Source organism: Tepidibacter sp. Z1-5 (genome assembly GCF_037844525.1).
Classification (GTDB): domain Bacteria; phylum Bacillota; class Clostridia; order Peptostreptococcales; family Peptostreptococcaceae; genus Tepidibacter_A.
The window spans coordinates 23,802-38,809 of record NZ_JBBMMD010000020.1; the positions used below are offsets into that span (position 1 = coordinate 23,802).

The following is a 15,008-nucleotide window of genomic DNA, read 5'->3' on the forward strand; positions in this document are numbered from 1 at the left end:
AATTGAAATTTATAATAGTAACAGGTCTATCGGGGGCAGGAAAAAGTGAAGCTATGAAGGCTTTAGAAGATATAGGATTTTATTGTGTAGATAATTTACCGCCTACTCTTATATCAAAATTTGCAGAGATATGCTATCAATCAAAGGGAGCTATTGAAAAAATAGCCCTTGGGATAGACATAAGAGGAAGAAGTTTTTTTAATGATTTAAATGAAAGTCTTGAAATGCTTAGAAAATTTGGATATGAATATGAAATACTATTTTTAGATTGTAGTGATAATACTCTTGTAAAAAGATATAAGATGACAAGAAGAAACCATCCTCTATCATCTAATACAGATATAGTAGAGGGTATAAAAAAAGAAAGAGAGATTTTAAAAGAACTAAAAGAAAGATCAAATAATATAATAAATACTAGTAATATGAAACCAAGGGATTTAAAAGAAGAAATAAATAAATCTTATACAAGTGGGGATGCAAGTTCAAATTTAATAATATCTGTAACTTCATTTGGATTCAAACACGGAATTCCAATGGATGCAGACTTAGTATTTGATGTTAGATTTTTGCCAAATCCATACTATATAGAAGAACTTAGAGAAAAAACTGGTGAAGAAGAAGTTGTTAGAGAATATGTTATGAAATCTGATATAAGCATACAGTTTTTTGAAAAACTAATAGATATGATAAATTTTTTAATACCTCAATATATTAAAGAAGGCAAAAATCATTTGGTTATAGCTATAGGCTGTACTGGTGGTAGACATAGATCTGTAACAATATCTAATTTGTTGTATGATTTTCTTAAAGAAAAAAACTACAGTGTGCTTAAAAAACATAGAGATCATACATTGAGATAATTGGAGGATACTATGCATAATTTAGGGGTGTGGCTAGTATTTGTAGGTATAATTTGCTTATTGTTATCAGCTTATTTAAACTATGAAACTATAAAAAAAAGAAAATTTGTAGATAAAGCTAAGAGAGGTCCTAAGGTAGTTGTTATAGGAGGAGGAACTGGTCAATCTATATTTCTTAGGGGTCTTAAAAAGTTTACGAATAATATAACTGCTGTAGTTACTGTTGCAGACGATGGAGGAGGATCTGGAGTATTAAGAGAAGACCTTGGAATGTTACCTCCTGGAGATATAAGAAACTGTATATTGGCTCTTGCAAATATGGAGCCTACAATGGAAAAAATAATGCAGTATAGATTTGAAGAAGGAAAGTTAGAAGGTCAAAGCCTTGGAAATCTATTTTTAGCTGCTATGAATGGAATATATGGAAATTTAGAACGAGCAGTGTCTAAAATATCAGATATATTCGCTTTAACAGGAAAAGTATATCCTGTAACAATAGAGGACATAAACCTTGTAGCTAAACTTAAAAATGGAAATATTGTAAGAGGGGAATCGGCAATACCTGAGGAAGTTAAAATTCAAGATACAAAGATAGACAGGATATATCTAGAGCCTAACAAGCCTAAGCCATTACAAGGAGTCTTAGATGCTATAGAGGGTGCCGATATAATTGTAATGGGTCCAGGTAGTTTATATACTAGTATAATACCTAATTTAATAGTAGATGGTGTTACAGAAAAGATAGACAAAAGTGATGCACTTAAAGTCTATATACCAAATATAATGACTCAACCCGGTGAAACGGATGATTACGATGTATGTGATCATGTTAATGCTATACTTAAACATACTAAGTATGGCATAATAGATTTAGTCATAGTTAATAATGAAAGAATAAATAAAGATGATTTGATAAAGTATGAAAATGATGGATCAAAACAAGTATTAATAGATAAAAATCAAATAAAACAATTAAACTCTATGAATATTTCGGTTATACAAACTAATCTTGTTGAGGTTAGAAAAAAGTATATAAGACACAACTCTGAAAAGATGGGTAGCATTATAGTCGGGTTGACTAATAAGTGTGGTTGTAGTTGGTTAATTAAAAATTTTATTAATAAATTTAACTCCTAATATAGAGGATTTGAAGCTTTTATGTAGAATTTTTTATTATTATGCTTTTTTTAAGGAGTGAGGAATATGAGAGAAGAGATTAGTGCTGGTGGCGTAGTATTATTTGGAAATGCAATACTTCTCTTAAGAAAGTATAACGGAGATTGGGTACTTCCAAAGGGGAAAGTAGAAAAGAATGAAGAAAAAGATGAAGCGGCGTTGAGAGAAGTACTTGAAGAATCAGGTGTAAAAGGAGAAATTATTAAATACTTAGGAGAGATTCATTATACTTTTAAAGAAAACTGGGATGAAAATAAGACTGTTCACAAAACTGTTTTTTGGTATCTAATGAAAGCAAAAACTATGAATACTATTCCTCAAAGAGAAGAAGGCTTTGTAGATGCTAAATTTATACACATTAATAGGGTTGTAGATCTTGCAAAGTATGATGATGAAAAAGAAATAATTAAGGTTGCACTTGATGAAATAAAAAAATTATATTTAGTCTAAACAATTTTTAAAAATGGTATAGGTGAGGAAAATGTCGTTTTCAAGTAAAACTAAGAATGAACTAGTAAGAGTTAGTTCTTCAAAGCAAAAATGTAATATAGCAGAACTTTCAGGAATAATAAGAATGAGTGGAACTATTAAATTAAAGGGATTTCAAAAGTTAAATCTTGAAATAGCTACGGAAAATGCGGCAATAGCTAGGAAGGTATTTAAACTTTTGAAATCAAACTTTAATATTCACACTCAAATAATGGTAAAGAAAAATAGAAATTTGAAAAAAAACAATAGTTATATACTTAGTATAACTAGTGAGATGGGAGCAAGCACTTTATTAAAGGAGTTAGATATACTAAATGAGGGTAACAACCTTATTATAAATAATAATATATCTAGCGATATAATGGAGGATAATGAGCTTAAAAAATCGTATATAAGAGGTGCGTTTTTAGGAGGAGGATCAGTTAGTGATCCAGAAAAAACGTATCATTTAGAATTTGTAACTAATAAAGAACAGTACAGCATATCTCTTAGTAATTTAATAAATTCACTTGGATTTAACAGTAAAATAGTTATTAGGAAAAATAATTATGTTATTTATTTAAAAGAAAGTGAGCAAATATCAGACTTACTAAATATAATGGGAGCTCATAGTGCACTTCTCGATTTAGAGAATGTTAGAATAGTAAAGCAGATGAGAAATGATGTAAATAGGATTGTTAATTGTGAAACAGCAAATCTAAGTAAAACTGTAAATGCAGCTATAAGGCAGATACATAATATTGAATATATAAAAAATACAATTGGACTTGAATCATTACCTAAGAGTTTAAAAGAGATAGCTTGCATGAGAATAGAGTATCAAGATTTGAGTTTGAAAGAATTAGGTGAAATTCTAGATCCTCCAATTGGAAAGTCTGGGGTGAACCATAGACTTAGAAAATTAGAAAAAATAGCGGAGGATTTAAAAGGAGAGGGTAGGGGAATATGATAAAAAAAGAGTTTGGAATTTTTAATAAAGTAGGGCTTCATGCAAGACCAGCAGCTTTATTCGTTCAAACCGCTAGTAAATTTAAATCAGAAATATCTATTGAAAAAGGAAATAAAAAAGTAAATGGTAAATCTATAATGGGAGTGTTAACACTAGGAGCATCATCTGGTGATAAGGTGACTATTATTATAGATGGGTCTGATGAGGATGAGGCTATTAAGGTTATTGAAGAGTTTTTTAATAAAAAATTGAAGAATCTATAAAAAATCCCCTTTATTTTAAGGGGATTTTTATTTTTGATCCTAAGAGCAAAATAAGGCTTACTAAAATACCGATAATGTGTTAAATATATTTAATAAAACTAAGCATTCCATCTTATTGAATATACTAAAAGTTCTAAACTCCCTTTGGTCAGACAACGAACTTTCTTAACGTATATTCAAACGATGTAATACAAGTTTTATACAAATATATTTAAATCATTTTCTAATATTTTAATGAGTCTTATTTTTAAGCGTAGTTTTTAAACCTTAAATAGATTCAACAATTAAATTACTTCATAAAAGGAAATAAGAAATAAAAGCAATTAACTGAAAGGAATTTATTTAAATAAATTCCTTTTATAAGAATGTGGTATTATTTTTGCTTTTTATGATAAGAGGCTCTGTTAGACTAAATTGTTAATTTATGCAATTTAAAAAATAGGTAATCCGTTTTCGGATTACCTATCTGTTCGTATACTTAAAAATTTTATTATATCAAATTATTAACATACTGATTTAATAAATTCCCAGTAAATTAATTCATTATCTCTATTAACTTCTTTCAATCCAGCCTTTTCTAATATTCGAGCAGAAGGCTTGTTACTAATCAAACATTCAGCCTTAATAACTTTAACACTTTCTTGAAAGTTTAACCAATCCATAATAGTATTTAAAGATTCAGAACCGAAACCTTTTCCTCTTTCATATTCTACTAATCCAAATCCAATTTCAACTTCGCCATTTTCATTAGGCTTTCCGTGAAAACCTATATCCCCAATTATTTTCTTATTGTTTTTGTCTACTATCATCCAAGTTTCAAATCCAGTTGGTATTTTACTCTTTTCTAATGAATCATGTATAATAGGCAAAATATCCATTGTATCTTCTGTAGGCCATTTTTTATCGCATTTAAGTCCAATATTCTCAATCTCTTTACTACTTCCATTTATTAAAGATTTGGTTATTTCCAATGTTATAGGTATTAATGTTAATCTATTTGTGTGTATATTTTTTAAATTCATTTTATTTTCCACCTTTCAATATAAAAAAATTAACTTTTAGAAATAAAGGTGGATTAATACTTGTAAATTTAACTTAAGTAATAAACCACCTTATTTCCATTTATAATACTTTTCATAAAACCAACTCCTGTTACAATTTTTTATAAAAGGATAAAAATATAATATGTCTATCCTTTGGTATAAATTGTATTATATATGCAATTAAATGTAAATAGGTTGCACTAAAACTTAAGTAATAGTTCTTTATTATAATTGATGTTAAACAAATGTAGCCACCCTTCCCTTGTAATTATTAATCTTAGTGTCTACAAATATGTATTAGCATATTTGTAGTTCTAATTATTTCCTTATCATAATTAGAGTATGAAAGCCATTTATACCAAGCTATATAATTCATAATGTTTTGATATATATTATTATAATATCTTTTCTAATTTATATAGCTATATCAACATTATTGTCTAACAGAGCCTATAATAAAAATAGTGGGGCAGGGTTCGACTTTATAATAAAATACTTACTATTAAAACTAGATATGAAAATGTTAGTGAATGCTTTTAGATATTTTGATTAATATAACTTAGTTTTTAGTGTTTAATAATCCGTTAAGAAATTTGCGTGTCTGACCGTAGGGAGTTCGTAAATTTTAGGCTTATTAATAAGATAAAAGCTTAGTTGTATTCAAAATATCGTTGCATTCGCGGTATTTTCATATATAGTTTTGATAACCCGAATGTTATCTCTTATTATGTGCCATAACACTAGCGATTACTGAAGTCAATGGGATAGTCATAATTAAAATCTTTTTCGATTTTTATCCTTACTTTATTTCCTTTTAATTATCCTTCCTTGCTAAAATATAGTATGTAATTTAGAGAAGCATTAGAACAAAAAATTTTTATCCTATTTTAAAAAAATATACATTCATGATAAAATAAAAAAGTCTTCATTTGTAAAAATTTTAATGTAGATTTTTTTGAAATTCGTAACGGAAATTATACCTATTTAGAATTTGAATAGGTATATAATTTTCTACTCATTATAAAATAATAATCTTAAAATGGAGGTGATTGTGTGGTAAAAGATTTTGCTCATCTTCATGTGCATACACAGTATAGTTTACTTGATGGATTTGCTCGAATAGATAAGCTTATTAAAAGAGCTAAAGAGCTTGATATGAAGTATGTTGCTATTACTGATCATGGATGTATGTTTGGGGTGATAGATTTTTATAAAAAGGCTAAGAAAGAGGGAATAAAGCCTATTGTAGGATGTGAGGTATATACAGCTCCTAGATCCTTAAAAGATAAAGATCCTAATTTCGATAAATACCAAGGACATTTAGTTCTTCTTGCAAAGAACATGAAAGGATATAAAAATCTTATAAAGCTTGTTTCAAAGGCTTATGTTGAAGGTTTTTATTATAAGCCAAGGGTTGATTATGAAGAGCTAAAAAAACATAGTGAAGGAATAATAGCTTTATCAGCTTGCCTTGGAGGCGATATACAGCAACATCTTATGAAGAGAAATTATGAAAAGGCAAAGGAGTTAGCTCTTAATTTAAATGAGATGTTTGGACAGGATAATTTTTATCTTGAGCTTCAAAATCATGGTATAAGGGAACAAAAAGAGGTTAATTTGAGTCTTTTGAAATTGTCAAAAGAAACGGGTATACCTCTTGTTGCTACTAATGATGTTCACTATGTTAATAAAGAAGATTCAAAAACTCATGATATATTGCTTTGTATTCAAACTGGAAAGACTTTTCAAGATGAGAAAAGAATGAAGTTTGAAACACAGGAGTTTTATTTAAAGTCAAAGGAAGAGATGTATGAATTATTTTCATATGCACCTAGCGCTCTTGATAACACCGTCAAAATAGCTGAAATGTGTAATGTAGAATTTGATTTTAATCAAATTCATTTACCTGAGTATGATGTACCAAGTGAATTTACAAAAAGTGATTATTTAAGAAAATTATGTACGGATGGATTGTATGAAAGGTTTGAGAATCCATCACAGGAAATGATAGATAGATTAAATTATGAGCTAGATGTAATAAATAATATGGGATATGTAGAATACTTTTTGATAGTTTGGGATTTTATAAACTTTTCAAAAGAGAACAATATAATGGTAGGTCCAGGAAGAGGAAGTGCTGCTGGATCAATAGTTGCGTATACTCTTAAGATAACTGATATAGACCCTATGAAGTATGATCTTATATTTGAAAGATTTTTGAATCCTGAAAGGGTTTCAATGCCAGATATTGACATTGATTTCTGCTATGAAAGAAGAGAAGAAGTAATAGATTATGTTAAAAGAAAGTACGGAGATGATCATGTAGCACAGATAATAACATTTGGAACAATGGGAGCCAAGGCTGCTATAAGAGATGTCGGAAGAGTTTTAGATGTTAGTTATGCTCAAGTTGATAAAATAGCAAAAGAAATTCCATTTGCACTTGGTATGACTATAAGTAAGGCCTTAGAACAGAATAAAAACCTTAAGAGTATGTATGAAGAGGATAGGATAGTTAAGGAGATAATAGATACATCAAGAGATCTTGAAGGTATGCCAAGACATGCATCAACTCATGCGGCAGGGGTTGTTATATCTAAGGATCCTGTAGATAATTATGTTCCTTTATATATGCATGAAAATGGTGTTACAACTCAATACACTATGACTACACTTGAAGAGTTAGGCCTTTTAAAAATGGATTTTCTAGGTCGTGCGATACGTTAGTTTGAAAGGTTATCAGAAATGGTAATCGAGGATAACTTATTAGAAAACTGTAATTCTGATGGTTGGAATGAGAGCAGTCAGGTTTGCTCGAAACACCACGCTAATATCCCACATGCATTATGTTTCATATAAAATATGGTGTGTGAAGCTGGGTGAAGTCGTCGAATACCAAGGGAATTCAACCGAGGTACAGAGTAGGCGGGCGGTGATAGGATATGGTTAGAATGTGGTTCAACACCACTGACGAATCTTCGAATGTAAGGCTCTTGAGGAAGTTGTATAACCTGAGATGGTTATATAGTACCGATGCGGTATGCTTGATAGGGAAAAGTAGTCATGTCCTAAGCAAAATTCCTGATACTCGACAACGAGAGTATAATGCAAGCAGGGTTAAAGAAGAAACCTAAGTCTTATCAATACTAGGAGTTACGGAACGTAGAAAGCTAGTGATTGCTATTTAAACCTTATATGAGGGGCAAGTGTAACGAAAAGATAATTTATCTATAAGTTATTTAACACTAGTGAGAGTGGAGTCACAGTACCAATGAAACCATGATAATAAATGGTGAAGGGATAGGCTCTAGTCGTTTTATGAGATATTAATTAATTGATAAACTATTTCGCTTTTCGAGTATGACAGGGAAACAACCACCTCTAGTTTTATACAAGGAGGTTGCCCAGCGAAATGAATATATACAGATACAATCAATACTACCAAATGCAAGAAATATTTGATGGATTATATAACGATTCATCAAACCAAGTTGAATTTAAAAACCTTATGGACACTATTGCGAATGATAACAACATTAGATTAGCTTTCAGAGTTATCAAATCTAATACAGGCAGTAAAACCGCTGGAACTGACGGTATAACCATTCAAGATTTTAAGAAAGAATCTTTAGATGAATATATTTCACTCGTTAAAAACAAGTTAAATAATTTTAAGCCAGATACAATTAGACGAGTATTCATACCTAAAGAGAATGGTGACAATAGACCGTTAGGCATTCCATCTATGATTGATAGATTAGTGCAACAATGTATTAAACAAGTGCTAGAACCAATATGTGAAGCAAAGTTTCATCCACATAGTTATGGTTTTAGACCTAATAGAAGCACTAAACATGCCATAGCAAGACTTAATAGTTTAGTCAATCAAGCTGGTCTACATTATGTTGTAGACATAGACATTAAAGGATTTTTCGATAATGTCAGCCATAACAAACTTATAAAACAAATGATTGCATTAGGTATTAAAGATTTTAAATTACTCAAAATCATTAAATTAATGCTTAAAGCACCTATACAGGGCGAGGGTATTCCAAATAAAGGTACACCTCAAGGAGGAATATTATCACCGTTACTTTCTAATATTGTGTTAAACGAATTAGATTGGTGGATTAGCTCTCAATGGGAAACACATCCAACACACCATGAATACACTCAACTAAATAAATATAATGCAATGAAAAAATCTAAACTAAAAGAATTCTTTTTAGTAAGATACGCAGACGACTTTAAAATTGTTTGTAGAAGTTACACTGTTGCAAAGAAAATATTTATTGCAGTTGAAGAATGGCTAGGTAAAAGACTAAAACTTAAAATCAGTAAAGAAAAGTCCAAGATAGTAAACCTTAAAAAAAATTATTCAGACTTTCTAGGCATCAAGGTCAAGGTAATACAAAGACCCAAAAGTAAGCATGGCTATGTTGCTCAATCAAGAATAGCGGACAAAAGATTTAATAAAATTTTGCAAGTCTATAGGGATAAAATTAAAAAGATTAAGGAAACACAAAATATAAAGTATGTTGCAGAGTTAAACAGCATGACATTAGGTATTCACGAATATTACAACATCGCAACATATGTTAGCTTAGACTTCAAAAAGATAAATTGGAAGTTATTAAGATATATGTTCAACTCTTTTAACAAATATGGTAAACAGGAAGTGCCAAACATTAATATGACAGATTCAATTTACAAAAAGTTTTACGGTAATTCTAAAAGTAAAACATGGCTGATGTTTGGGAAATACATTTATCCAATTCATTATGTGAAGCACAAATCAACAATGAACTTTAAACAAACCATTTGTGATTACACAATGAAAGGGAGAGAATACTCTAACAAAGCATTGAAATCAAAGACACATGTATTAGCGATTGAAATGGCAAAAAGATTTAATATAAACGAAACAGTGGAATTCAATGATAATCGAATTTCACGTGCATCTATGACAAATATGAAATGTGAAGTCACTAAAATTGAATTAGAATTAGAAAATATACACTGTCATCATGTTATTCCACGAGAAATGGGTGGAGATGATAAATATGATAATCTAAGAATTGTCCATAAGGACATCCATATGCTAATACATGCAACAAATGAAGATACGATAAAGAAATACATTCACAAGATAAAGGATTCAAAAAATACCATTAAAAGAGTATTAACGAACTTAAACAACCTTAGAATAAAAGCTAACAATTATAAACTTGAAGAAGCTACTGTCAGAGAGTGGTTAGAGGTTAAAACTTGGAAAAATAAATAGGTAGTAATATCAACTAATTAGTATTCAAGAAGGAAACGATGGAACGCCGTATGATGGGAAACTATCACGTACGGTGTGAAGCGGGGGAAAGGGAGTAATCATAACAGGTAATGCTGATGAAGAAACCTACCTATCGCTATTTAGAACTCTTACTGTAATAAGAGATGCTCTTGAACTTATACAAAAAAATCATAATGTAGAAATAGATTTTTCTAAAATGGAATACGATGATGAAAAGGTGTATGAACTTTTAAGTTCGGGTAATACGCTTGGAATATTCCAGTTGGAAAGTGCTGGAATGAGACAATTTATGAAGGATTTAAAACCTAATAATTTTGAGGATATAGTAGCTGGAATATCTCTTTATAGACCAGGACCTATGGATTCTATACCAACTTATATAAAGAACAAAAATAACCCAGATCAAGTAAAATACCTTCATGAAAAATTAGAGCCTATACTTGATGTAACTTATGGATGTCTTGTATATCAAGAGCAGGTAAGTGCGACACGTTCCGTCAAAAGATAGAAATATCGAGGAGACGGCAAATTGAAGATTTCAATTTGAACTTATAATTTGAAGAGTAGAATGAAGGAGTAACGCCCTGAAATGCTCTCTCTAATAGTCCCCACATGCATAAGAAGTTGAATATTCGGTTGTATGAAGCTGGGTAAGGCAGGTTGAGAGTTATCCTAACAGAGAAGCTATGGCTGAGACAGTTAGTGATGTGACACTTAGTGGAGCTGAGGAAAATCACATAGAGGTATGTGACATAACCTATAGACCGAGAGGCTATAAAATATCTATGGTGAGAATGTATTTATAAATACTGACGAACTTCCGAATGTACGGGTCCTGAGTTCTAAATAGTAGAAATGCTATACCCTCGTTTGAGGAGTCAGTGAGGTTGAGTAAGAGTTTGCTTTATGAAAGACCTTATAGTGTTACAGGCACTATCAAGCTGACGGGCTTAAAGGAAGCACCTAAGGATATATGAAAAAGCTAAAATTATAGGAACGTGGAAAGCTTAGAACATGGAGGAAATTCAATTCCTAAGAAATGTTGATAAGGAAAGGATTATTAAATCTATAACTTATCTTAATCTAAGTGATAGTGAAGCCATAGTACCGACGAAACGATGATAATAAATCGTGGAGGGATGGGCTTTAGTCGGAAATTGCAAATAATAAAATATAACATTATTATCAAAATACGATAATTTCAAAGGTTCGAGTATGACTAAGAGAATGCACTGTTAAATCTAATTTGATGGGGTATGACTTTGATAAGACAAAATCAAGAAAAGAAAAAGAAAAAGAGTTCACTTAGATACAATGAATATTATAGTATGCAAAACACATTTGATTTTCTATATGACAAATCCAAAAGAAACGAAAACTTCTATAAACTGTATGAAATAATCATTAGTGAAGAAAATATACTTTTAGCATATAGAACAATAAAATCAAATAGGGGTAGTACAACTAAAGGAAGTAACTCGAATACTATCAAAGATATAAAACTATGGAGTGAAGAGGATATAGTAAAATATATCAGGAAGAGACTTGATAACTATAATCCCCAAGCTGTTAAAAGAATATTCATTCCAAAACATAATGGTAAAATGAGACCTTTAGGTATACCCACAATTGAAGATAGAATTATTCAACAATGTATCAGACAAGTGATGGAACCAATATGTGAAGCTAAGTTTTATGATTATAGCTTTGGATTCAGACCAAACAGAAGTGCTAAACATGCGATAGCAAGATGTTATCATTTAATGCAAAGAGCTGACCTACATTATGTTGTAGATATTGATTTAAAAGGGTTCTTTGATAACGTCAATCACAGTAAACTACTAAAACAAATTTATAGTTTAGGTATTAGAGATAAAAGGCTAATAAGCATACTGTCGAAAATGCTAAAATGTGAAGTAGTCGGTGAAGGTATACAGGATAAAGGAACACCTCAAGGTGGAATCCTAAGTCCTTTACTCTCGAATATAGTTCTTAATGAACTTGACTGGTGGGTAGATTCTCAATTTGCAGGAATAAAAACAAGACACAAATACCAACACCAATTAACACATAATAGAGCACTCAAAGGAACGAATCTTAAAGAAATGCACATAGTAAGATATGCAGATGACTTTAAAATCTTTTGTAGAGATTATAATACAGCGTATAAGATTAAAATAGCAGTTATGGATTGGTTAAAAAGCAGATTAAATCTTGAAATTAACCAAGAAAAATCCAAAATTGTAAATCTTAAAAATAATTTTTCAGAATTCCTTGGATTTAAAATGAAAGTTCATAGGAATGGAATAAAACGCTATAACGGCAATGATAAAATAAAATACACAGTTAAAAGCTATGTATCAGATAAAGCCGTTAAAAATCTTACAAACAAAATCAAAAGACAAATTAAAGCCATTCAACACTCAAGTAATCCACGAGGTGATTTAGCAAAACTAAATCAAATGATATTTGGATATCATAATTACTATGACAGTGCTTCTCATGTTTGTAAAAGTTTTCATACTATAGAATATAATGTTCTAAAATATATGAAAAACAGACTCAAACCTTTAGCAACAACAACTGGTAAAAAGAACAGAGTTATTGAAAAATACTATGGGAATAGTAAAGCCGTAAAATATTATTGCGATTATGCAGTAATACCTATTGCATACATTAAAACAAGAGCTCCAATGCAATTTAAACAAGAAACTTGTGACTACACAGAAATAGGAAGAGAGAGAATACATGAGTATCTCAAACTTACAATTTCAAGTAGAATTGCAGATATGATGAGATTCTTCGCTAAGTCTGGTACAGTTGAATATAACGATAACAGAATTTCCTTATTTTCAGCACAAAACGGACAATGTGCAGTAACAAAAAGAATCCTTAAAACGTTTTATTTTCATTGTCATCATAAAGTACCAAAACATTTGGGTGGTGACGACAGTTATCAAAATCTTGTAATTGTAGAAAGTAGAATACATCAATTAATACATTCTGTAAATAAGAATATAATTGATAAATATATTAAGGAACTTGGGCTTAATGAAACCCATATTAAGAAAATTAACAACTACAGAAAACTCTGTAATTTAAAGGAAATTGATGTTGCATAAGAAATAAGAAAATCTTGATTTATACTTAATGTTAATTATTATATTATTTGTGTTTCGATGGAACGCCGTATGAGTAGGAAACTCTCACGTACGGTGTGAAGTGGGGGAAAAGGTGGAGATTACATCAAAACCTTACCTATCACTATTGAGGGTTGTTAGAGATTTAGCTGGATATTCTTATGGTCGAAGTGATTTAGTTAGACGTGCCATGGGTAAAAAGAAAATGGATGTAATGGAGCAAGAAAGGCAATACTTTATACATGGTAAACTTGATGATAATGGAGATATCGAAATAGACGGTTGCGTTAGAAATGGAGTAAGTGAAGAAATAGCAAACCAAATATACGATGATATGATAGATTTTGCCAAGTACGCATTTAACAAGTCACATGCAGCTGCATATGGAGTTTTAGGATATCAAACTGCATATTTAAAAGCACATTATCCTGTAGAATTTATGGCAGCTCTTATAACTAGTGTAATGGGCAATACAAATAAGGTTGTGGAGTATATAAGAGAATGTAACTCGCTTGGTATACAGGTTTTAAAACCAGACATAAAAAAAAGCTTTGGAAAATTTTCAGTTGAAGAAAAAAATATAAGATTTGGACTTGAAGCTATAAAAAATGTAGGAGCTAATGCTATAAGGGATATAGTAGCACAAAGAGAAATAAGCGGTGAATTTGAGGATTTTGTTGAATTTTGCAAAACCGTTAATTCAAAGGATTTAAATAAAAGAGTTATAGAATCACTTATAAAATGTGGAGCTTTTGACAGTATAAGTCCTAATAGAGCTCAGCTCATGGCTGGTTATGAAAAAATAATAGAGAGTATAACAAATGATAAGAAAAAAAATATTCAAGGACAGATATCTTTGTTTGAAATGGGTGATAAACAAGAAGAAAATAATATATATATACTTCCTAATGTATCTGAATTTAAAGAAAAAGAGAGACTTTTATTAGAAAAGGAAGTTTTAGGCATGTATATAAGTGGACATCCATTATCACAATATGAAAGAGAACTTAAATTAAATACTAATATGAATAATTTTATTCTTTCAAAAAACGAAGAAGAAGATTATGAAAAATTCTTAAAAATGGATAATAAAGATGTTATTATAGGTGGTATAATAATAAGCAAAACTATAAAAACTACTAAGAGAAACGATATAATGGCATTTATAGAAGTAGAAGATTTAGATGGGAGTATAGAGGTAATCGTATTTCCAAGAATCCTTCAAAAATACTCAGATATTATAATGGAAGATAAAATTATATATATAAAGGGAAATATGAGTATAAAAGAAGGAGAAAATGCAAAAATTATAGCTAATAAATTTGAAGAAATAACAAAAATTGATGATAGAGAGTTATGGGTTAAATTGAACGATATAGAAGATAATGAACAGTTATATAAATTGAAAAAAATATTAAATAAGCATAAAGGAAATTCATTAGTTTGTTTATACTGCCAAAAATCTAAAAAAGCATTTAAAGCAGAAAAAAATTGCATGGTTGACTTGAATGAAGAGTTAATAAATGAATTACAAGAATTTTTTGGTGTTCAGAATATTAAAATCAAAAATATAAGTTCAAAAAATATTTAAAATTATGTTATAATATATGATAGTTAGAGATAAAATATAGTTTTTATATTTTATCTTTAAGTAAATCATAATATTTTCAATTTAGGTATGAAATTTAAAAGTGAGCTAAAATATCAATTGTTTTAAGCAATGAATTCCATCGGAACTCGTTGACTATATAAATTATGCGATAGCATGAAGCAAATTTTTACA

Annotated in this window: 9 protein-coding genes and 2 pseudogenes; 10 read left to right on the forward strand and 1 reads right to left on the reverse strand. The window is 29.8% G+C overall.

The window, feature by feature from the left end:
• Positions 1-2 precede the first annotated feature (2 nt).
• The 5 genes from rapZ to WJW32_RS04655 all read left to right on the forward strand — a co-directional run bounded on the left by rapZ (position 3) and on the right by WJW32_RS04655 (position 3,737).
• Positions 3-860 carry an RNase adapter RapZ gene (gene rapZ / locus WJW32_RS04635; RefSeq protein ID WP_340255688.1) on the forward strand — a complete coding sequence of 286 codons (858 nt, stop codon included), beginning with the start codon at positions 3-5 and terminating at the stop codon, positions 858-860.
• A gap of 12 nt (positions 861-872) precedes the next feature.
• Positions 873-1,997 carry a gluconeogenesis factor YvcK family protein gene (locus WJW32_RS04640; RefSeq protein ID WP_340255691.1) on the forward strand — a complete coding sequence of 375 codons (1,125 nt, stop codon included), beginning with the start codon at positions 873-875 and terminating at the stop codon, positions 1,995-1,997.
• A 66-nt stretch (positions 1,998-2,063) separates the two neighbouring features.
• Complete coding sequence (locus WJW32_RS04645; RefSeq protein WP_340255694.1) at positions 2,064-2,486, forward strand: NUDIX hydrolase; 423 nt, start codon at positions 2,064-2,066, stop codon at positions 2,484-2,486.
• A gap of 31 nt (positions 2,487-2,517) precedes the next feature.
• The gene (whiA, locus tag WJW32_RS04650) at positions 2,518-3,474 is read left to right on the forward strand and encodes a DNA-binding protein WhiA (protein ID WP_340255697.1); all 957 of its coding nucleotides are present in this window, start codon (positions 2,518-2,520) and stop codon (positions 3,472-3,474) included.
• Positions 3,471-3,737, forward strand: a complete 267-nt coding sequence (locus WJW32_RS04655; protein ID WP_340255700.1) for an HPr family phosphocarrier protein — start codon at positions 3,471-3,473, stop codon at positions 3,735-3,737. The genes whiA and WJW32_RS04655 overlap by 4 nt, the downstream gene beginning before the upstream one ends.
• A 503-nt stretch (positions 3,738-4,240) precedes the next feature.
• On the opposite strand, the gene WJW32_RS04660 is transcribed toward WJW32_RS04655, so the two are convergent.
• Complete coding sequence (locus WJW32_RS04660; RefSeq protein ID WP_340255703.1) at positions 4,241-4,759, reverse strand: GNAT family N-acetyltransferase; 519 nt, start codon at positions 4,757-4,759, stop codon at positions 4,241-4,243.
• Positions 4,760-5,833: 1,074 nt separating this feature from the next.
• Between WJW32_RS04660 and dnaE (WJW32_RS04665) the strand changes: the two are divergent.
• From dnaE (WJW32_RS04665) to WJW32_RS04685, 5 genes and pseudogenes are all read left to right on the forward strand, one after another.
• Positions 5,834-7,492 (forward strand): annotated as a pseudogene (gene dnaE, locus WJW32_RS04665) (DNA polymerase III subunit alpha); the annotation flags it as partial.
• Positions 7,493-8,192: 700 nt separating this feature from the next.
• Positions 8,193-10,064 (forward strand): group II intron reverse transcriptase/maturase, encoded by a 1,872-nt coding sequence (gene ltrA / locus WJW32_RS04670; protein WP_340255709.1) that lies wholly within the window; start codon positions 8,193-8,195, stop codon positions 10,062-10,064.
• Between the two features lie 142 nt (positions 10,065-10,206).
• Positions 10,207-10,566 (forward strand): annotated as a pseudogene (gene dnaE / locus WJW32_RS04675) (DNA polymerase III subunit alpha); the annotation flags it as partial.
• A 775-nt stretch (positions 10,567-11,341) separates the two neighbouring features.
• Positions 11,342-13,207: a group II intron reverse transcriptase/maturase gene (ltrA, locus tag WJW32_RS04680; protein ID WP_340255712.1), complete on the forward strand. Its 1,866-nt coding sequence runs from the start codon at positions 11,342-11,344 to the stop codon at positions 13,205-13,207.
• Positions 13,208-13,319: 112 nt separating this feature from the next.
• Positions 13,320-14,816 (forward strand): helix-hairpin-helix domain-containing protein, encoded by a 1,497-nt coding sequence (locus tag WJW32_RS04685; protein ID WP_340255715.1) that lies wholly within the window; start codon positions 13,320-13,322, stop codon positions 14,814-14,816.
• Positions 14,817-15,008: the final 192 nt, after the last annotated feature.